This window comes from Burkholderia sp. S-53 (assembly GCF_025560745.1).
Lineage (GTDB): Bacteria > Pseudomonadota > Gammaproteobacteria > Burkholderiales > Burkholderiaceae > Burkholderia > Burkholderia pyrrocinia.
This window is the reverse complement of sequence record NZ_CP090484.1, coordinates 1,785,085-1,806,032: the sequence shown is the minus strand read 5'-3', so window position 1 is coordinate 1,806,032 and position 20,948 is coordinate 1,785,085. Positions and strand designations below refer to the sequence as shown.

Genomic DNA, 20,948 nt, shown 5'->3' with positions numbered 1-20,948 from the left:
ACGACACCCACACACAAGGAGACAAGCCGTGGTCGACCAAGCCGTAGCCGAATTCTGGCAAAACATCCCGCCGATTGCCAATCCGTTCAAGCCCGATGCGCTGCCCGAAGCCTACATCGCGAACGCGGCCACCGACGACGAGCGCCATTACGTTCCGTTCACCGAAACGGTTTCGTCGCGGCCGCTGTGGATCTCGCCGTCGCAGAACAAATGGTGCGACATCCTGATGGCGAAGGAAGCGGGGCTCGTGAACCGGCACTATCACCCGCACGAGGTGTTCGCGTACACGCTGTCCGGCAAATGGGGCTACCTGGAACACGAATGGACCGCGACGAAGGGCGATTTCGTGTACGAGACGCCAGGCGAAGGCCACACGCTCGTCGCGTTCGATCACCCCGAGCCGATGCGCGCGTTCTTCATCGTCAAGGGGCCGCTGATCTGGCTCGACGAAGAAGGCAACCCCGACGGCTATTTCGACGTGCATTCGTACATCGCGATGTGCAAGGCGCATTACGAGAAGGTCGGCCTCGGCGCGCAGGCGATCGAGAAGCTGTTCCGCTAAAGCGCGACGAGGCCCGCCATGACATCCCGCCCTTCCCCCAAGCTTGCATGGACGTACGAGAACAGGCTGCTGCTGATCCTGTTCATGACGTTCGGCTTCGTGTTCTTCGACCGCCTCGCGCTGTCGTTCCTGTTCCCGTTCATGTCCGCCGAACTGCACCTGACGAATGCGCAGCTCGGCATGGTGTCGTCCGCGCTCGCGCTCACGTGGGCGCTGTCCGGCGCCGCGACCGGCGCGTGGTCCGACGCGCGCGGCACGCGCAAGCCGCTGCTGATCGCGGCCGTGGTCGGCTTTTCCGTATGCTCGGCGCTGTCGGGGCTGGTCGGCGGCTTCGCGAGCCTGATCGCGTTCCGCGCGCTGATGGGTATCGCCGAAGGCCCCGTGCTGCCGCTGTCGCAGTCGCTGATGGTCGAGAGTTCGACGCCGAGCCGCCGCGGGCTGAACATGGGCCTGCTGCAGGGCTCGGCTGCCGGCCTGCTCGGCGCGATGATCGGCCCGCCGGTCGTGATCGGGATCGCGACCGCGTACGGCTGGCGCCACGCGTTCTTCGTATCGTGCATTCCCGGCTTCATGATCGCGTTCTGCATCTGGCGCTGGGTGCGCGAAATGCCGCCCGGCGGCGCGCGGCATGCGCAGGCCGACACCGTCGGCGCACCAGTGTCGGGCGGCGCGGCGATCAGCCGCTGGGCGCTGCTGAAGGAACGCAACATCCTGCTCTGCGTGCTGATCAGTTGCTTCTTCCTCACGTGGTTCATCGTGATCATCTCGTTCGCGCCGGTGTTCCTCGTCGACAGCCGCCACCTGTCGCCCGCCGACATGGGCGTCGTGATGACCTGCCTCGGCGCCGCGTGGGTGTTCTGGGGCTTCGCGGTGCCCGCGATCTCCGACCGGATCGGCCGCAAGCCGACGATGATCGTGTTCGCGCTGATCGCCGCCGCGTGCCCCGTTGCGATGATTCACGCGAATTCGCTGGGGGCGCTCTGCGCGCTCGTGCTCGCGACCTACACGGGCCTCGGCTGCTTCACGCTGTTCATGGCGACGATCCCGGCCGAAACGGTGCCGCCCCGCTCGATCGCCAGCGCGCTCGGGCTGATCATGGGCGCCGGCGAGCTGATCGGCGGCTTCGTCGCGCCGACCGTCGCCGGCTTCGCGGCCGACAAGTACGGCCTGCAGTTCGCGATGTGGACGTCGGCAACCGGCGCGATCCTCGCGTGCGTGCTGTCGTTCGGCCTCGTCGAAACCGCGCCCGCCGTGCTGCGCAAGCGCGCGCTCGCCGGAGCCGCCGCGAACCGTCTCGATACGCAGAACCTCGGAGGACGCTGACATGCGTGCACTTCAATGGCATGGCCCGCGCGACGTCCGTCTCGTGGAAATCGACACGCCGCGCGTCGGGCCGGGCGAGGTGCGCATCGCGGTCGCCTATTGCGGCATCTGCGGCAGCGACCTGCACGAATACGCGGACGGCCCGCACGCGATCCCGGTCGACACGCCGCATGCGCTGTCCGGGCGCACCGCGCCGCTGACGCTCGGCCACGAGTTCTGCGGCACCGTCGTCGAAGTCGGCGAAGGCGTGACGACGCTGAACCCGGGCGACTGCGTCGCCGTCGAGCCCGAATATCGCTGCCACCAATGCGCGTACTGCCGCTCGGGTTCGTACAACCTGTGCGTGTCGATGGGCTTTGCGGGCCTGATGGGCGACGGCGGGATGGCCGACTTCGCGGTCGTGCCGGCCTACATGCTGTATCGGCTGCCCGACGGCGTGAGTCTCGAACAGGCCGCCGTGATGGAACCCGCCGCCGTCGCGCTGCATGCGCTGCGCCGCGCCGAACTCCGGCTCGGCGACACCTGCGCGGTATTCGGGCTCGGGCCGATCGGCCTGTTGCTGATCCAGCTCGCGAAGCTGCAGGGCGCGACGACCATCGTGGCGGTCGACGTGTCGCCCGAGCGCCTCGCGGCCGCCGCGCGCTTCGGCGCGACGCACACGTTCAACGCGCGCACGCTCGATGCGCCCGTACTGCGCGACGCGATCCGCGAGGCGTCGGGCGGGCTCGGCGTCGACGCGAGCTTCGAGGCGGCCGGTTTGCCCGCCACGTTCGAAGCGGCGATGCAGGCGCTGCGCAAGGGTGGCCGCCTCGTGATGGTCGGCCTGATGCCACATGCGGGCTTCGATGCGTTCCGCGCGGTCAACGACGAACTGACCTTCACGGCAAGTGTCGGCTACCGGCATGCATACGAAGACCTGCTGCGCATCGTCGCGTCGGGCGCGCTCGACCTCACGTCGATCGTCACGCGCACCGTGTCGCTCGAGGACGCCGTCGCCGACGGCTTCGACGCGCTGCTCACCGATCGCACGCAGATCAAGATCCTGGTTGCCCCCGCGCAGCGGTCCGCCCGCCGCGCACACACCGTCGGGAGCGTCGAACATGAGTCACCGGTGGGCGTTTGAAGGCAAGACCGTCGTCGTGACGGGCGGCACGTCGGGCATCGGTGCGAGCACGGCCTGGCGCTTCGCGGAAGCGGGCGCGTCGGTCGTCGCGCTCGGGCTCGACGTCGCCGGCCCGCATGCACCGGTGCATCCGCGCATCCGGTGCATGGAGCTGAACGTGACCGACAGCGATGCACTGACGCGCACGATCGCCGCGTTGCCGCGGCTCGACGTGCTCGTCAACGGCGTCGGCATCAGCCGGCACGCGGACGAATACCGGATGGACCAGTTCGAGCTCGTGCTGAACGTGAACCTGACGTCGGTGATGCGCGCGTCCGACGCCGCGTTGCCGGCGCTGTCGGCGCACGGCGGCAGCATCGTCAACGTTGCATCGATGTACACGTACTTCGGCAGCAAGGACCGCCCCGCGTACAGCGCGAGCAAGGGCGGCATCGCACAGCTCACGCGCTCGCTCGCGCAGGCGTGGGCCGATCGCGGCATCCGCGTGAACGCGGTCGCGCCCGGCTGGATCGACACGCCGCTCAGCAGCGGGCTGATGGCCGACGCGCACGCGTCGCGGCAGATCCTCGATCGCACCCCGCTCGGGCGCTGGGGCACCGCCGACGAGGTCGCGAACGTGATCCTGTTCCTGTGCTCGCCCGGCGCGTCGTTCGTGACCGGTGCGGTCGTGCCGGTGGACGGCGGGTATTCGACGGTCTAGCGCCCGGCGCACGGTGTGTCGGCGGGCAGGCAGTCGCTCCCGATGCGCCGTGCGCGACCCGGTCCCGTTCGGTTGCACCGGATTCGGGATCGTTCCGGTTCACGTTTGTTCATATCAATCAGTAGTCCAATCAAAAATATCCGACCCGATCGGAAACATGTGAGGAGCACATCGGAGATGATGAAAAAGACCCTTCTGGCACTCGCGGCCTGCGCGATCCCTGCTGCGGCGTTCGCGCAAAGCAGCGTGACGATGTTCGGGCTGATGGACGCCGGCCTCAGTTACGTCAGCAACGAAGGCGGCCACGGGAACGCGAAATTCGACGACAACATCTTCTTTCCGAACCTGCTCGGCTTCGAAGGCAAGGAGGATCTCGGCGCGGGCACGCGCGCGATCTTCCGGCTCGTGAACCAGTATTCGCTCGGCAACGGTTCGATCATCGGCGGCGGGTTGTTCGCGCGGCAGGCCTACGTCGGGCTGGAACACGACCGCTACGGCAAGCTCACGCTCGGCAACCAGTACGAGTTCATGGTCGATGCGCTCGCCGCCAGCGGCAACGAGATCGCGCAGGATCTCGTCGGCCTGTACGGTTTCCGCAACGGGCCGTTCGACAAGCTCGCGCTGCCGAACAACCCGACCGGCGCGTTCGACTGGGATCGCGTCGCGGGCAGCAATCGCGTCGCGAACGCCGTCAAGTACACGAGCCCGTCGCTGGCGGGCCTGACCTTCGGCGCGCTGTACGGCTTCGGCAACGTTGCGGGTTCGGTCGGCGCGAACAACACGGTCAGCGTCGGCGCGAGCTACGACAACGGCCCGTTCGGCGCGGGCGCTGCCTATACGAACCAGAAATACGGCGCGTCGGCGGGGCTGCCGCCGACCAGCGTGCGTAACTGGGGCGCGGGTGTGCACTACACACTTGGCACGGTCACGGGGAAGGCACTCTTCACCACCGTGCGCAACGCGCAGAACGGTGCGGGCGCGTGGTCGGCGGAAGCGGGCGCGGCGTGGCATCCGTCGCCTGCGTGGGTGGTCGGCGCGTCGTACACGTACATGAAGGGCAACGACGCGCTCGACAACGCACATGCGCATCAGGTCCTGGCGGCCGTCCAGTACTGGCTGTCGAAGCGCACGATGGTGTACGTGGCGGGCGTGCATCAGCGCGCGGGCCACGGCAGCAACGCGCAGATCAACGGCGTGATGGATGCAAACGGCGCGGCGAGCGGCGCGCTGCAGTCGATCGCGCGGATCGGGTTCAGTACGCGGTTCTAGGTTCCAGCCCCCGGTGAATCCTGTCGGCGATCCGCGACCGGATCGCCTGACGACGAAGGCGCGGCGCCGGCACGGCCTGCCGCCTTCGTCGTCGCACGCGTACCGGTCGCCCGCCCGCGTATCGGATCGGAACGCGCTCGGGCAACCGCAGCTAACGCAACGAATCCATTGTGTCCAGGTCATGCATGGCAGTGTCATGACACTGCGACGGCGCGACACCGAAGCGCCGACCAAACAAGCGCGCGCACTGTAACGACGTGTAATCGACTCGCGGATCAATCCCTCGTACGCTGTCCATACTCTTCCGCCCGGCCGATTTCTCCGCAGGCGCCGCTTCGCAGGATGGGAGAGATGCTGACGCCACGGGCGTCATCGCTCAGCAGCGCATTCTTCGACGACAAAACGTGAAAGGAACTGCCATGTCTCATAGCTTGTATAGCGTCAAATTGATCGAAGTCCTGATTGCGTTCGATGTCGAGGAGATCCTGAAAAAGAACAACAACACGCTCGGCACGGAGCCGAATCAGGCGACCTCGCTCGGGAACGCCCCCGATTCCGTCTACATGATCACGCCGCTGGCGAATGCGGCGTATGGCTATGGCCAGGGCTCGCTGCAGGGTGTGAACCAGGGCGAGGCCGGCAGCGGCTTGCTGATCAAGGCCAACATCGGCGACCAGATTTACTGGCGCACCGTGTCGCTGACGGACACGGAAATCTACAAGTGCTTCCTGTATGGCTTGAGAGCAGTCAGCGACAACCATCTGGGCGATATTTCGTACCACACCGAGAACGTCAACGAGCCTTACCCGGAACAGGGCTGGCCCGACAACGCCGGTGTGAAAACGGAGCAGCGCGCGGACTACTGGGTGCAAGCCACCGTACTCCGTCCCGGCCAAGAGACCTATGCGTTCGTCGTCGCCGTTTACGACCGGCGCGCGCAACTGAAGGGCTACGTCACCTGGGATGCTTACCTCACCATCAACAACGGGTGATCTCGAACCGGCGCCTCGACAAGACCGCGACCTGATCGGCGCGAGGCGCCTCGCAGCACCTGGCGGGCGGAATCGGCCCGCCCGCCGCTTGCCGCTGGCGAATCCATCCCGCCGCCATGCAAGGACAATCAGTCAAGTCACAGAAACAGCAGCGCCGGATTCAGTTCCGGTTCGCCGCACGGCTGCGCGCGCCATCCCAGTTCCACCGGAACCGAATAAAGCCGTCGCGCGCCAAAACGCGGCCAGAAATGGCACAGCCCCGGCGCGATGACCTGCACCACGGACAAGCCGATGTCGGGCCGCGTCTTGTCGACGACGAGCACGTCCATGCCGGCCGCCGCGATGCGCCCGACGCAATGCGCAAGCGCCGTGGGCAACGATGCAGCGTCGATCGGCTGCCAGGTCGCGCGCGTCGTGCAGCGCACGCCGTTCGCCGGATACAGGAAACCGGTTGCCAAAAGTTTGTCGCGATCCCACGGGTGCGGAGCATCCGCTGCGATATCGAGCAACTGGTTGACTTCGGTCAGCGCCCGCTGCACTGCGATTCGACCGTCCGGATGGCAGCCGAAGCCGATCGAGAACCGCCCGTCTTGCGGATTTTCCGCCAGCGCGGCCACGGTCGGCACGCCGAGATCGGTGGTGATGTCGAGCGCCCACAAACGCCATCCGAAGGTCGCGTATTCGCGCACGAGCGCATCGAAATACGGATCGTCGAAACTCGCGAGATCGATGCCGGGACGCGGGATCCGGTTGTACCACCAGATCGCAACCGCATCGCGTTCGATCAATTCGAGCATGCCCTGCAAAATCGCCTCGTCGACGCTCGATCCCGCCGCGCAGCCGTTGGGATTGTGCACGCATGCGGCATGAGCCTGCGCGCTGTCGGGCGTTTCCGCATAGCAGTAGCTCAGCGGTACCAGATGGCGCCTGCCGGTCACGAGCGACCAGGCTGGCGTCCAGTCGATGACGTCGTGCGCCGTGAAACGCGGCGGCACCTGCTTTCGAACATCGTGGGTCAACGCGTTGATCGCATCGCGCGCGTCGAATTGCCGTTCGCTGAACTGCTGAAGATCGTTCACGTGAATCGGTACGGCGTCGCATGCCGGATCGGCGAGCAGGCTTTCGATGCTTCCGGTCAGCGTCGCCTCGTCGCCTTGATACACGCTGCTGTATCGTTCGAGCGCCTCGCATAGCGCGCTCGCACGGGCTTGATCGTCGGTGCGGCCCTTGCCGGAACAGATCCTGTCGAACCGGTTGCTGGCCGGGACGGCAGCCGGGCACACGAGAAAACCCGACGCATAGACCTTGCGCAGGCCCGCATGTCGCTTCGGCATCGGGTGCAGATACGCGATCGCGCCGCTGACCGGCGATATCAGATGCGCATAACGCTCGAACACCTGTTGCGGCTCGGCGGTACGGTAGCCGCCGTCGGCGCGCGCCAACGGCGCATGATCGGCGAGACGCGGCGCCCGCGCCGCCTGCTCGCGCATCCACGCGGGATTGCCGCAGCACGGGCATTGCGGACGCCTCGTCACGCGGTGCCGCTCGGCGGTCGACGTGTCGATGCGCTGCACCACGATATGCGTTTGCAGCCGTTCCGACGCCGTGCGGTTGACCGCGATCTGCTCGACCGTCGCCGCCACCAGCGCCGCCGCGGCGGCGGCCCCGGCGCGCGAGGCGGCCGGCGGCAGACGCGTCGCGTCGCTGCCGTGATGGCGTGCAAGCAGCGCCTCGACCGGCCGGTTGATGCGAATCCAGTAGCGCACGCATTCGATGCACGGCGCGTCGGCCAACGCGCCGCCGCCAGCCAGCAACGGTCCGATCAGCGTCTGCACGCCACTGGCCGCCACGACGAGCAATGCCCCGCCGCGCGCCGCCGTGCGGGCCGCGCATGCGGCGAGATCGTCGCGGTCGTGCGTATCGGTGATCGCGACGGTCAATTCGGCATCCGGCACGACTTCGATGCCGGCCGTGTCGAACGCGCGCCTGAGCGCGGCATCGTCGGCGCCGAACGCCTCGACCGCAACACGCAGTTGAACGACGTGCGCACAAGCCGCGTCGCCGTCGAGTCCGGCGCGCTCGAAGAAGCCGCGCGCCGCATCGTCGTCGTGCGGCGAGTCGGCACGCAGGTACCCGCGCTGCACCAGGTGATCGAGCCGCGCGAGCACGTCCCATTCTCCGAACGTACCGGCGAGCGATGCCACGATCTCGGCGATCGTCATCCGCGCCCGCAAGCAGGCGGCGATCTGCACGAAGAGCGCGCCGGACAGCATCGCGCGCTTGAATTCATCGACGACGAACAGCGTTTCGGGCCCTGCATCGAGCACGAGCAAATGCGGTTTGAAGCGCAACACGCGCGAAAAGTCATCAAGCATCGTCTGGTTCCGTGCAGCGGGTAAGCAAACATCGCGGTCGCGCCGCGCGACTGTGCGCGGCTCGACCGCGCCGGGTCAGCAGCAGGTAAACAGGTAAGTCGACCCGGCGTCGCAGTACGCCGCGAGTGCAACGGCTTCTTCGTCCCGGCTCAACGGCTTTTCCGGTATGCCGACCGTCATCACGTTGCGCGGCAGGTTCCAGCTCCCGCCGTCCTTCCCGTTGTCCCTCCAGCCATGATCGCCGTCCGGTGGTTCGACGACCTCGATATCGATGATCCACGGACACTGGTAACCGAAGTATTTCGCGAGCGTGTCCAGCGGCTTCTTCAGCAGCTCGTCCTTGAAGTCCGGGTTTCGCCATGAAAGCGCGATCGCACGCAGATAGACCTTCTGAAACTCCAGCATCGATTCGAGCGTCGGATTAGCGTTTTCCTTTGCCATGTCGGTTTCCCTGAAGTCATTCCATGATGGTGATGTGGTTCGCGTTGTAGGCGGCCAGCGCCTGCGCGAAGTGCTTCTCGTTCGCCGGCGCGGGCGGCAGAAACAACGTGAGCTTGTTTTTCTGGCCGGCCGTCCAGTCGCCGTTGACGCCCGGCGTCCAGGCCGACGACTTGGTGTGGACCTTCAGGTCGAGATCGAACGGAAAGTGATAGTCGAAATGCTTGCGCAACGCTTGGACCGGATCGGCCTCGAGTTCGTCGAGAAACGCTTTGGAATGCCACGCGAGCGCTATCGCCCGGATGACGGTTGCCCGGTATTCGAGAAACTGTTCGTACGTCGGTAATCGAAGATCCTTGCTCATCTGTATGTTCTCCTGATTGACGAATGGAACGACTTACGGCAACGACTGCAACATCGCTCCGGCGAGCCTGGCAATGCGGCCCATGCCCGCCGTTGTTGCAACTTCGCATGCGCGCCGGCACGCGGCCAGCGCGGCCACGCCGCCGCATCGCGGGTCGGCCTGGCGCAGGTACTCGCACTTCTTCAGCAGCAGCTGTGCTTCGTAATACCGTTCTCCGGTCGACTCGCACCACGCGAGGCACTGCTCGATCTGCGCGAGCGCGGCGGGGTAGTCGCCGCGCTCGGCATCCAGCTCGGCAAGCAGCGACGCGTAGTAAGTCAGCCCGAGCAGGCCGCCCGACTGCCGCTGCGCATCGAGATGCGCGACGACGCCCGCGCGATCCCCGTGCGCCCACGCATGAATGATCGCGGCGTAGTGCCCGACCGCGCGCAGCCGATGCACTTCCGACAGACGGAGAATCGCCTCCGACAGCGTGCGGGCCGCGTCGCGATCGCCCGCCAGCTGGTGTGTGCGTGCGAGGTACATCATCGTGACGCCGAGCGTCGGCAAATGGTCGAGGCAGGTCGCGCAATACACCGCGTCGCGCGCCAACGCGAGCGCGGCCTGCGGATCGTCGTCCATGCACCAGCGCACGCTCGCGAGCGACGCCATCGTCCACGCGCGCGTATCGAGCCCCAGGAGGCGCCGATGGTCCGCGTCGCGCCGCACGTCGTAGCCGGCCAGCACCGCGTCGAACGCGGCGCGGGCGCGCGCATAATCGCCGTCGACCCACAGGCTCATGCCGCGCATCGCGTCCGCCGCGACCTGGACGCCGGCATCGCCGCGCTCGGTCGCGAGCGCGTCGAGCCGCATGCCGATCCCGCGTACGGTGGGGCGATCGCCGGCGACGTGGTAGTAGGTCGACAGCGTCCAAAGCGCGCTGATCTCGAGTTCCGGGTCGTCGAGCGTCTGCATCTGCCGCAACAGTTGCTCCGCATGCTCGCGCACCTGCGGATCCGCCCAGCCGAACCGTGCCATCGTCGCGTGCGTCAGCGTGGCGCGGAGGCGCGCGCTGTCGTGCTCGCGTTGCGCGTAGTCGGCATTGCCGAGCCAGTCGAACACGGACTGCCCGTAGCGGATCGCATCGTCGTACCGGGACCGTTCGAGTGCGCGGCGCGCCGCGTCGATGCCGTGGGCGATCGCGTCGGCAAAGGCACCCGCGCGCGCGAAGTGCCCGGCGACGCCGAACGCATGCGCACCGGCGCCTCGGTCGACTTCCGCAAGCAGCGCGCGGCCGACGCGCGCGTGGTTGCCGCGCCGCACGGCGGCCGGCATCGATTCATAGGCCGCATCGCGAATCAACGCGTGGCGGAACAAATAAAACACGCGATCGCGCCGATGTTGCGCGTACACGATCCGCTCTTCGAGCAACAACTGCAGATGTGCGTCGAGCGTGGTCCGATCATGCGGCGATGCGGCGGCGAGCAGTCGCGCATCCACCTCGAGCCCGATGGTCGCGGCGAGCTGCGCGGTGTCGCGCGCGTCGTCGATCCGGTCGAACGCGAGTCCGAGCATGCCGCCCAGGCTGAGCGGTAGCGGGTAAGGGTCCGTGTCCCGCAGCCCCGCGAGCGCGCCGTCCGCGCCGCTCATCGTCAGCTCGCGCGCGACGGCCTCGATGAACAGCGGGATGCCCGCCGTGCGTTGGGCGAACCGGTCGAGCCAGGCCGGATCGAGCATGCCCTGGCCCAGACACGCCGACATCAGGCGCTGCGCGTCGTCGCGCGGCAAGCGGCGCAGCACCATGCGTTCGGTCGCGCCGCGCCAGCGCCCGAGCTTGTCGGGGCGCGACGTAAGCACGACGCCGACGGCCGCTGCGCGCGGCGAGCGCTGCAGGTACGCAAGGAAGTCCTCGGTCGAGCGGTCGATCCACTGGACGTCCTCGACCACGAGCAGTACCGGAGCGCCGTTGCCGAGCGACACGATCAGTTGCTCGAGGACGTCGAACAGCGCGTGCAGTTCGCGCTCGCTCGACCACAGAAACCCCTTCGCATCGCAGGGTAGCCCCAGCCAGGTCGCGAGTGCGACACGGGCCGCCGCGTGATCGCATTCGAGCGGCGCGATCATGGCGTCGATCGCCGCGAGCGCGAAACCGGCCGGGCTGTCGGCGTCGATATGCCAATGCGCGCCGATGAATCGCAGGATCGGAAACAGCGCATGATTCTCCCGCTCGGGCAGGCACCCGCAATGCGCGAACGCGTGGCCCTGGATCCGGACGGCCTCGCACAACTCGTGCACGAGGCGCGACTTGCCGATTCCCGCGTCGCCGACGACGAGCCTTGGCACGCCGCGCGGCGCAGGCTCGCCGCGCATCACGCGACGATGTCGTGCGCGCGTCTCCTGCCATGCGCGCAACAGCGCGTCGAGTTCGCGCGCGCGGCCGACCAGCGGCGCCCGCATGCCGGCGTCGAGCGAATCGAACGGCGTATCGGCGCGACGCTCGCCGAGCAATTCATGGACCGGCTGCGGCACGAGGCCCGCACGCGCCAGCCGCAACGAGGTCGGCCGATAGTCGGCATGCCGTTCGAGCGCGAGCCGCGCATCGTCACTGATCAGGATCTGCCCGGGCCCGGCAAGCCGCAGCAGCCGCGCCGCCGTGGCGGGCGTCGATACGCCCGACATGCGCGACGCACGGGTGAGACCTTGCCCGACGTGAATCGCGGCGGCCACTTCGACGCGCCAGCTTTCGTCACCGGCGTGACCGCCGGCCGTCGCCGGCAGCCGTGCGCGCTCGGCCAGCCGCACCATGTCGAGCGCGGCGCGCGCCGCGCGCCGCGCCGGCCGGTCGATGTCGCCTCGCAGGCCGAAATGGAACAGCAGCGTGTCGCCGAGCCGTCCGTCGACCTGCGCGCCATAACCGACGGCGATGTCGGCGCACTTCGTCAGCCATTGCTCCTCGTAGCCTTCGAGCAAGTCGCCGTGATCGGTTCCGGCGTGGCGTCGCCGGCCTGCTCCGGTAATCGTCACGCAACAGCACAGCGTGGTGATCTGCCGGTACTCGCCAGCCGTTGCGATCGTCTCGCTGCCTGGGGCGAACGGGCGCGGACGCGTCTGCCCGCTTGCGCGGCTGGCATCGAACTGGCCGACGAGCGCGGCGAAGTTGAGCGCGCGAAACGGCTCCGCGAGTTCGTCGGCCGACGCGGCGCGCTGTTCCGGATTCTTGCTCAGTGCGCGCCGCAATACCGAGCCGAGCGGATGCGACGCGATCGACGGAGGGAGCGCGACATCCACCGGGCTGAGCTGCTGATAGAGAATGTCGGCCACGCTCGCACCGCGCATGACGACATCGCCCGTCAGGCATTCGATCACGACCAGTCCCCACGCATACAGATCGCTCCTGGGCGTCGGCGGCTCGTTGCGCAATTGCTCGGGCGCGCAATAGGGCGGCGAGCCGAGCACCTCGGTCGCCAGCGTCGAGGTCTGGCGCGCGATGTCTTCCGTGCCGGGCAACAACGCGCCGATGCCGAAATCGAGGAGCTTCGCGTGCGGCCCGTCATCGGCCATCGTGATCACGATGTTCTGCGGCTTCAGGTCCCGATGCACGATGCCCCGCCGATGCGCGGCCGCGAGCCCGTCGAGCACCTCCGTCATCAACCGGCCCGTGTCGACGGCCGACAGCGGCCCCTCCGCCGCGAGCCTGTCGCGCAAGGTCCGGCCCTGCACCAGCTCGAATACGGCGAACAGCCGGCCGTCGGGTGCTTCCCCCTTGTCGAGCAACGCCACGATGTTCGGGTGCCGCAGCGCCTCGCACAGGCTGGTCTCGCGCCGAAAGCGCGCGCGCTCCGTCGCGGTCCGCGCGGCGTCGTCCCGCATCAGCTTGATCGCGACGTCTTGTCCCGTTTCGCCGCAGGTCGCGCGAAACACCACGCCATTGCCGCCTTCGCCGAGCAGCGAGCCGAGCCGGTAATGCCGCTTGCCGGCAAGTTCGGCGAACGGCGCGGCGGGCTGCCGGGGTTCAGGTGATTCCGGCACGACGGGCGCGCGGGACGCGATCGGCAACACGGCCGGTTCGCCCGTGTTCACGAGTAATGGACGACCGGGTCCGGCGCCGGACGATGCACGCCGATGCGCGGCTGGACGCCCGGTACCGACTGGCATTCGAGATGCGCGCCGCGCATGACGCGGAACGGAAAATCGCCGAACCTGACGCTGCCGCGCCGGCGCTCGACGAGCTGGCTCGCGTCCAGCCCCGGCACAGCCGCGAACTGGCTCCGGGCGCGGTGAATCTGCACGTTGACATGGGACGTATCGATGCCGAGCATGCGCGCCAGCCGGTCGAGTTCGATCCAGCCTTGCGTGGCGGCGTCGTGGCCGGCCTGCATGTCGGCCGCGCGCGCCCGGGCGAGCGTGACGAGGCTGTAGTGATGGGCGCGCTCGCCGAGGTCGACCACGCCGCCGCGAACATGCAGCAGCATGCGCACGTGCTCTTCGTCCCGGCTGACGAAGAATTCGAGCAGTCGCGCCGGCGCGGCCGGATCGGCGGGCGCGGCGAGCATCATCGTCGAGCCGTTGCGCACGAGCGCAAGGCGCCACGTGACGTCGCCGGTCGATACTTCATCGCCGTCATGGAGCGCGCGCGGCGGCAACGTGTCGTCGCACAGCCATTCGCCGGCCGGCGACCGGACGATCGTGACCGGCTGCGCGGCGCGTGCGGCCAGGATCTGGCGCGGCGCGAGCACGACCGGATGCGCGGCGCCTCGTATCGGCCACAGCGTATCGGCCGGATCGTCGAGCGCATCGACGCGCCACGGCGCGCTGCCCGCCCTGCCGAACCGGATCACGTCGCCCAGTTGCAGCACCGCGTGCTCGCCGTCGCGCAACGGCACGCCCGATACCGACGTGCCGTTGCTGCTGTGATCGTGGAGCTCCCACTGCCCGCCGATCCAGCGGATATGGGCATGGACGCGGGACACCGACGCATCCCGGATGACCGTGTCGCAGCGCGCGGCATCGCGGCCGAACACGTGATACGCGCGGAGCAGGCACGCTTCGCCGGAGGAATCGTTCTTGAGTATCGCCATGGCTGCCCCGCGTCGGATTCGCCCGGATCGCTCGAGTGACGCATCGGCGCTACCGAGCGAGCGATTGGTTCAATGATCGCGAACAATGTCGACTGTTCGCCGCCTCGCTACCTGTTTTCTCGTCAGCTTCCTTTCGAATCGTTGCTCATTCGGCACGTGTTATTTCGGTTAATTGAATCATCGACCGCTTTGTTGTTTTAAAATCGAGCAACCTGTTGAAAATCCTGCCAAAGAAAATCATGCGTCGCAACCGGAATACGCAGCCCGGGATTTTATATTGCAATGCTTTACATTTTCGACGGATTTCCAGGGTGCAAATATAGGGTCGAAAATCTTGATCGGCGCTCAGGCCATTACCGACGTGCGTTACCTGGTTGAGATCACATTGAATGACGGGGCGGATTCAAGCACCTTTGCCGCCGCGGACATTTTGTTTGATAAACCGCGAAGAAATTAAATCATTTCGGTAATTTAAATAATTACCGCCAGCGTTCTTAAAATCAACATTGCTTCATTTATTCCGACAGGCTGCTGTGCCACGGCGAGTTTCTCGCAGTGTCATCGGCAGGCGAATACGGGGCGGCATGGCTGCGCCTCACGATCGATGGCGTCGAAAGAGGGCGAGCCGCGCGACTGCCCCGCCCGTATCCGTTCGAAACCCTGTTTGCAGCGAACCCTATGGGACCGCTGCTCCCGAATCAAGCCCCTTTCCGCATATCGCCCTGACACAAAACCAGCGAGATATTGCAGTTCGGTATCGGCGACGGAAACACGTGCCGCGTGGTTTTCTCCGGATAGAGCCTCCCATGGCGAGCGCGCGCCAGGATCTCCTCGGGGGTCACGATAAACCCGTCACGCGATGCGACTACCGTGACGTGCCGGTACTCGAGCCGCAACACCGGTACCTTGGCCAATCCGAGCGATCGTGCCGCTGCCAGACGATGATGACCATCCATTACTGCAAGGCTCTCACGCTCGAGAACGATCGGCACGCGCCACAGCCCGCTGCTTTTCATCGCGCTTGCGAGCTCCGCTGCATGTGTCGCGCTGTGTTCTTCGTTGGGCAGAATCGTCTCGGTCGAGATGAACTCGATCGGAAAAGTTGCCAGCTTCATGCCAGCACCTCCGGACGAAGGTCCGCATTCTGCGGCACCCCGACAAACCTGCGCTCGGGATGCGGATGGCTCAGGAAATCGTGGTGCGATATGTGCCACCCATAGGCACCCGCCAGTCTGAACACGATACGGTCACCCACACGCAAATGCGCTATCTCGACGTCACGCGCAAGCACGTCCTTCGGAGTACACAACTCGCCGCACAACGTGACGGCCACACATTCGAGCGACGGGCGTTCGAATTCGTACGGCCACGTTTCGTCAGGCACGATCGAGAACGGATGATTGTGCTGCCATGACACGGGTAGCCGGAAATGGTGCGTACCGCCGCGCAAGATCGCGAAATACTTCCCGTGGTTGCGCTTGAGGTCGACGACTTCGGTCACGTAGTAGCCACAGTCGGCGGCAATGAAGCGCCCGCACTCGAACACGATTCGGCACCGCGCATCGACGTCGGCCAGCAAGGCGCCGAGCCCGCTGCAGAAGCGCCTCCAGTCGAACCCGTTCGGTGGATCGGCATAGTTCACGCCGATCCCGCCGCCAACGTTAAGCGTCTCCAGCGGAAGTCCGCATTCGCGATGCAACCGGCTCGCAAGCGACAGGTAATGGCGCATCAGCGCAAGATGCGATTCCGCATCCAGGTTGTTCGACAGAGCGTGTACGTGAAGACCGACCAGTTCCACGGCAGCGAGCGAGCGCGCGATCGCGATCACGTCCGGCAGTTCGTCCTCTTCAATGCCGAACTGAGTCGGCTGGCCACCCATTGTCAGCGTACCCTGCGGCCGCGCGTCGTCCGGATCGACCGTGAGCGAATTCGGATTCACGCGCAGCAGCACACGTGCACGTCGCCCCATGCGTGCCGCTACCGCGTCAAGCCGCCGCAATTGCAGTTGGCTCTCGACATGAAACAGCTCGACGTCACGTGCGAGTGCACCTTCGAGCTCGGCGTCGGTCTTGCCGGGACCGCCAAATACGATCCGGGCATGAGGGCCGACCTCCCTCGCACGAACCACCTCGCCGAGCGAGGCCACTTCGTAGCCTGCGACCACCCCGTCGAGCGCGCGCAGCACTTCCGCGTCACTGTTCGCCTTGATCGCGTAGAACAGTTCGCAGCCGGACGGAAGTTGCTCGACGAGTCCCGCCGTACGGGCACGCAGATGTTCGAGATCGTACAGATAGGCACAGACGGGCGACGTTGCGCCGGCGAGATAATGTTCGATCAATGTTCGGTTCATCGTGGATTTCCGTGAAAGTCCTGCAAACAGGCATTCCGTTGTGCTGCCATCGCTCGTCGTGCGATGCCGCGATCGTCCCCTGCGATCAAGAGGCGAACGCCCGAGCGATGCATCTCGGCAATTTCGTCGGCGTTGCGCGGGAGCGCGCAGAATGTCTTTCCGTGCTTGCGGGCAACGGTTTCGATTCGTGCAAGCGCGGCACGAACTTCCGCATGTCCGGTCTGCCACGGCAGACCGAAATCCTGCGACAAGTCCGCCGCGCCGCCCAGCACGGCATCGACACCGTCGACCGACGCAATGGCGTCGAGTGAATCGAGCCCTGAACGGTCCTCGATCATTGCGACCACCAGCGTGTCGGCCGCTGCGCGCAGGACCGCTTGCGCGAGATCGTCCCGACCGAAACCGCTGGCGGCAGTCGAGTTCAGGCCGCGATGTCCGAGCGGCGCATGACGGGCGGCACGTACCGCGACGCGCGCATCGTGCGCCGACTGCACGCGCGGAATGACCACACCTTGCGCGCCCGCATCGAGAACCTGCACGATTTGATGCGACGCGGCAACACGCACGAGCGGAGCGACACCACTCGCACGCGCAGCCAGCAGCATTGCGTTGAGCGTCGAGCCGTCGATCAGCGTGTGTTCAAGGTCGATCACGACGAAATCGAATCCTGCGGCAGCGATGAGCTCGACGCTCAGCGGCGCTGGCGTCGAACAGAACAGCCCGACCAGCGGCGGTCCATCGGAATCGCCGATCCGCGACTTCAGCGAACGCGGCGGTAGCGTGTTCGACGTCATGCGTACTCCGGCTGTGCGAGCGGATTCGCCGTCGCGCGTGTCCGCAGACGAATCTCCGGCAAGAAGCGGCGGCTGGCGAGCAGCTCGATCTCCATCTCCGGCGCAAAGCAGTCGAACAATGCGAAGCGTTCCGCGAGATCCGGACACTGAACCTGATACGCATGGATCGCGCGAGAGACGATCGCCCAGAATTCGGTCTCCTCCAGATTGAAATGGCAGGAGAAGAACCAGGCGATTTCCGCGAGATTGACGAAGAACAGCGCATCGCAGGTGAAATCGCGCAACTCGTCGGCGTCGTCGGTCTCGATGAACGAATTGGGATTGACTCGCGCGTGCTCGGCAGGCGGAGCGTTGAGTGTCGGCGGAGCCACCGACAGCCATTGCTTCGAGTACCGCACGCCGTCGTGGAAGTCCTTCAGTGCGACACGTGTCGGCATCCCGTCGGCGTGCAGCAGCACCATGTTCTGGGCATGCGACTCCAGCGCGGTGCCGTTACGCCACAACAGGTGCAGCACCGGCAGCCAGGCCCGCTCCACGAGCCGGCGAACCCATGTCCGCACACCATGCCGTGCGACCCAGTCCGCGATCAACGGCCGGCCGTCGGCATCGATGTGCGTGAGCGCGGTTACGGGCAATGCCGCTTCGTCCGCACGCAAGTACCGGTGAACGCTCTCCCGCCAGATACAGCCCAGTGCGCCGTACTGCCCCGCCACCGGAACCGGCGGCACATAGGCGACGCCGGCGATTTCCTTGAGAATCACCGGCCGCACGAGCGGTTCGGGCCAGTCCGTTCGCACCGCGAGATCGTCGAGCCAGTCGCTCATCGGCGCGGCATTGCAGACGGTGTGCGGCGCAAGCACCCGCGACGTCGACGTGTTGACGAGATTCATCGCGAGCTTGAGCGACGGTGCGTCGAGCCGGTTCACGTTGGCAAGCGTGCGGATCGACTGCTGCGGTCGATAGCGGCCGGCGAGCGGCCCGATCGGTACCAGCTCTCGCCGCGCGAACGCGCAGTGGCAGGCCGTTTCGGCAACCGCGCTCCATTGCCACGGATGCACCGGGAGCGGTACGTAGTCGTCTGGCTCCAGGCCCCGTTGCGCGAGTTGCACCTCGAATGCCGCCTGCTCTTCCGGCGACAGGAGATGACGGGGATCGCGTGCGACGACGTCGCGGCCGGCGCTCGATCGACAATGGTCCCGACGTACGGCGACGAGCATCGGGACCACACCCGGCGAACATTCCGGCGCGTAACGTTCGTTGTCGTCGAGCGTGAAGCCCATTCTCGACTTGTATCCAGGATGATACGGGTGCGCACCGATCAAGGCCGATTCGATCTCGTCGTAACTCGCCGTGCGCAGCGACTTCCCCGCCTGTGCGGCACGCGTCTGCGCGTCCTTGATGTGCGTGGAGGACAGTTCGGCGCCGAACTGCGCGAGGCGAACCGGGTCGGCTCCCAGTCGCGGCCCGAGTTCCGCAACGACACGCGCAACGTCGTCCGCTGCCGTCTCCACCCCACATTGGATCCTGCGAACGGGAGAGACGATCCGGATTCGGCCGAACGACACAGTGCGACGTGCGTTGCACCGATAGAACACTGCTTCGCCGGCCGCGTCCGTTGCCGGGATCGAAAGCATGTCGCCCGACCATGCAACATCGGGCAGCGCATCTTCGAACAGAAGCGCCTCCAGCAGTTGGCGCACGACGCGTTGCCCCGCGTCACGATAGGCAGCGCTCTCGAACAGCGCTTCGAATGTCGAGAATTTCATGCGCGTGCCTCCTCGGTCATCAGCGGATTGGGAATGTCGACCCATGCCGGCGCCTCGCCATGCCGTCCGAAGCAGCTCATCATGTTCGCCTTGGCAGGCAGCGTCGCTCGACCGCGGACATCGTCCAGCAACGCGACAACGGCCGGTTCCGCATCGCGCGACCAAACGCCTGCCGTCACGCGCCAGAGCATCGCTTCGTCGCCGTAGCCGGCGCGCGCCACGCTTGCGATCACATGGCCGACATGATTGACGAGCACGTAGTACAGGAAGCGATTCCATGCTTCTTCATCGCGGTAGAGCGCCGGACTGTCGTCAGAAAGCGGCAACGGATGGACACAACGGACCCGGCTGATGCTCGCCCCTTCCATGTCTCGTACGTAGCCCCGCACCGGCCAGCCGTCGCGAAATGCAACCATCGCGTTCTGAAGGTGGGCCTCGAGGCTGACGCCATAGCGTGCGAACAAGCGAAGCAGCGGCATCAACGTGACCTCCAGATAGCGCGTCCACCATGCGGCGATCCGCTCGTCGCCGGGCGCGTTCCCGAGTGCGTCGCGAAGCAGTAACGCGAGTGCCGATTCACCTTCGGCCGGCTCCTCGAGCACGGTCGCCAGCACCTGAGCGTCATCGCCGACGCCGTCCCGCATTCCGTCGCGATAAAGAACCGCCGTGCTTGCCCGCAACGCGGCGTCCCTCGTCTCCAGCGCTGTGCACGCGCCGTCGAGCAGAATCTCGAACGCCTCCGACGCGCGACTCTCGACAGGCAGCGTCGCGATGTAGCGACTCGCGTCCAGCGCACGAGCTACCTGCTCGGGCGGATTGTTTCGGACGAAATTGGTTATCCGGACATCGAGCGGCAATTTCAGGAATCGCCGCTGCACCGGCAGCCATACCGTCCGGACCGACGACGTGGGCCAGACGATTTCACCAAGAGGGCCGAGCGAGATCAGCTCGCGACGCGCGAGCAGTTCGCGGATCGCATCCTGTTGCAACAGGTATTCCGCTTGCCACGGATGACACGGCAACAGACGATATTCGCTGTCGCCCAGCAATGCGGCTGCCGCGTGCATCGCCTCTGGATCGATTGGCGGATGAGATTCGTTGATTGAACGCGTGTCGAGCCATTTGGTTGCGACTGCAAAGTAATGCAATCGAAACGAAGCGCCCAGTTCCGGCGCGAAGGCCTGCAAATCGACCTCGGCGAAACCTTCCGATGCCTTCGAAGTGACGTGAAATACGTGTCCGAAGCGGAGCGATTGTTCGGCACGTACGAATGACGACGCTTCACGGTTCGAATCCTGCGCGTGGTAATAGCGCACGCGCTCGACACTGTTGTGCATGAGCGAAGTGAAACGTCCGAGCCATTCGGGGCTTCCCGAAGGCAGGCGCTGTTCCAGCGATCGTGCGATGCGCGACGTCAGTGCATCGATACCGTCGAACGGAACATGACTGCCGTCGGAAAGATGCATGACCGCATGCCGCCCCACCCGATGAAACCCGATCGGGGAGAAGTAGTCGAGCGCGACGTACAGACTGGTTCCGTCGTCTGGAAACGTGACGGACGCAACCCCTGATCCTGCATCGCGCCAAGCCTGCACGACAGCACGCAGGCCGTCTGCGAGATCGCAATCCGCATCAGGCGAAACACGCGGATCGAAATGCCCGGTCTCCCGACAATAAGTGTTGAAGTATTGTTCGAGCAGACGTCGATCGAGCGAGGACAAACCACCGGCGGCAGCATTCGCTTGATCGACACGGCACAATGCGTGCGATGCCTGGGTGGCTTGCAGCGAGGCACTTCGCGCCAGCGGCGTTGATCGTGGAGAGGAAAACAGCAT

Annotated in this window: 16 protein-coding genes; 6 read left to right on the top strand and 10 right to left on the bottom strand. The window is 66.0% G+C overall.

The genetic code is table 11. The annotated features are described in order from the left end of the window. Positions 1 to 28: 28 nt before the first annotated feature. The 6 genes from LXM88_RS30185 to LXM88_RS30160 all read left to right on the top strand — a co-directional run bounded on the left by LXM88_RS30185 (position 29) and on the right by LXM88_RS30160 (position 5,969). A complete protein-coding gene (locus LXM88_RS30185; protein WP_262543040.1) occupies positions 29 to 562 on the top strand; it encodes a 2,4'-dihydroxyacetophenone dioxygenase family protein in 534 nt (177 codons plus the stop codon). Positions 563 to 580: 18 nt separating this feature from the next. Continuing rightward, positions 581 to 1,885 (top strand): MFS transporter, encoded by a 1,305-nt coding sequence (locus LXM88_RS30180; protein WP_262543039.1) that lies wholly within the window; start codon positions 581 to 583, stop codon positions 1,883 to 1,885. 1 nt (position 1,886) lies between these two features. Further along, positions 1,887 to 3,008, top strand: coding sequence for a 2,3-butanediol dehydrogenase (locus LXM88_RS30175; protein WP_262543037.1), 1,122 nt, complete (start codon positions 1,887 to 1,889; stop codon positions 3,006 to 3,008). Beyond that, a complete protein-coding gene (locus LXM88_RS30170; RefSeq protein ID WP_262543036.1) occupies positions 2,986 to 3,708 on the top strand; it encodes an SDR family NAD(P)-dependent oxidoreductase in 723 nt (240 codons plus the stop codon). The genes LXM88_RS30175 and LXM88_RS30170 overlap by 23 nt, the downstream gene beginning before the upstream one ends. 177 nt (positions 3,709 to 3,885) lie before the next feature. Then, complete coding sequence (locus LXM88_RS30165) at positions 3,886 to 4,977, top strand: porin (RefSeq protein WP_262543035.1); 1,092 nt, start codon at positions 3,886 to 3,888, stop codon at positions 4,975 to 4,977. A gap of 419 nt (positions 4,978 to 5,396) precedes the next feature. Further along, on the top strand, positions 5,397 to 5,969 hold the full coding sequence (locus tag LXM88_RS30160) for an inclusion body family protein (RefSeq protein ID WP_262543033.1): 573 nt from the start codon (positions 5,397 to 5,399) through the stop codon (positions 5,967 to 5,969). Positions 5,970 to 6,106: 137 nt separating this feature from the next. Here LXM88_RS30160 and LXM88_RS30155 read toward each other — a convergent pair whose 3' ends face one another. The 10 genes from LXM88_RS30155 to LXM88_RS30110 all read right to left on the bottom strand — a co-directional run bounded on the left by LXM88_RS30155 (position 6,107) and on the right by LXM88_RS30110 (position 20,948). Continuing rightward, on the bottom strand, positions 6,107 to 8,344 hold the full coding sequence (locus LXM88_RS30155) for a TOMM precursor leader peptide-binding protein (protein WP_262543031.1): 2,238 nt from the start codon (positions 8,342 to 8,344) through the stop codon (positions 6,107 to 6,109). A gap of 75 nt (positions 8,345 to 8,419) precedes the next feature. Further along, the gene (locus LXM88_RS30150; protein WP_262543029.1) at positions 8,420 to 8,785 is read right to left on the bottom strand and encodes a BMA_0021/BMA_0022 family TOMM bacteriocin; all 366 of its coding nucleotides are present in this window, start codon (positions 8,783 to 8,785) and stop codon (positions 8,420 to 8,422) included. A gap of 16 nt (positions 8,786 to 8,801) precedes the next feature. Beyond that, on the bottom strand, positions 8,802 to 9,146 hold the full coding sequence (locus LXM88_RS30145; protein ID WP_262543027.1) for a BMA_0021/BMA_0022 family TOMM bacteriocin: 345 nt from the start codon (positions 9,144 to 9,146) through the stop codon (positions 8,802 to 8,804). Positions 9,147 to 9,179: 33 nt separating this feature from the next. After that, positions 9,180 to 13,205: a TOMM system kinase/cyclase fusion protein gene (locus tag LXM88_RS30140; RefSeq protein ID WP_262543026.1), complete on the bottom strand. Its 4,026-nt coding sequence runs from the start codon at positions 13,203 to 13,205 to the stop codon at positions 9,180 to 9,182. Continuing rightward, a complete protein-coding gene (locus LXM88_RS30135; RefSeq protein ID WP_262543024.1) occupies positions 13,202 to 14,203 on the bottom strand; it encodes an FHA domain-containing protein in 1,002 nt (333 codons plus the stop codon). The genes LXM88_RS30140 and LXM88_RS30135 overlap by 4 nt, the downstream gene beginning before the upstream one ends. A 698-nt stretch (positions 14,204 to 14,901) precedes the next feature. After that, positions 14,902 to 15,318: a ParB N-terminal domain-containing protein gene (locus LXM88_RS30130; RefSeq protein WP_262543022.1), complete on the bottom strand. Its 417-nt coding sequence runs from the start codon at positions 15,316 to 15,318 to the stop codon at positions 14,902 to 14,904. Further along, entirely contained in the window at positions 15,315 to 16,553 is a 1,239-nt protein-coding gene (locus tag LXM88_RS30125; protein WP_262543020.1) for a type III PLP-dependent enzyme, read from the bottom strand. The genes LXM88_RS30130 and LXM88_RS30125 overlap by 4 nt, the downstream gene beginning before the upstream one ends. Next, positions 16,550 to 17,347: an HpcH/HpaI aldolase family protein gene (locus LXM88_RS30120; protein WP_262543019.1), complete on the bottom strand. Its 798-nt coding sequence runs from the start codon at positions 17,345 to 17,347 to the stop codon at positions 16,550 to 16,552. Before LXM88_RS30120 ends, LXM88_RS30125 begins: the two co-directional genes overlap by 4 nt. Continuing rightward, on the bottom strand, positions 17,344 to 19,113 hold the full coding sequence (locus LXM88_RS30115; protein ID WP_262546986.1) for an IucA/IucC family protein: 1,770 nt from the start codon (positions 19,111 to 19,113) through the stop codon (positions 17,344 to 17,346). The genes LXM88_RS30120 and LXM88_RS30115 overlap by 4 nt, the downstream gene beginning before the upstream one ends. Next, positions 19,110 to 20,948: an IucA/IucC family protein gene (locus LXM88_RS30110; protein WP_262543017.1), complete on the bottom strand. Its 1,839-nt coding sequence runs from the start codon at positions 20,946 to 20,948 to the stop codon at positions 19,110 to 19,112. Before LXM88_RS30110 ends, LXM88_RS30115 begins: the two co-directional genes overlap by 4 nt.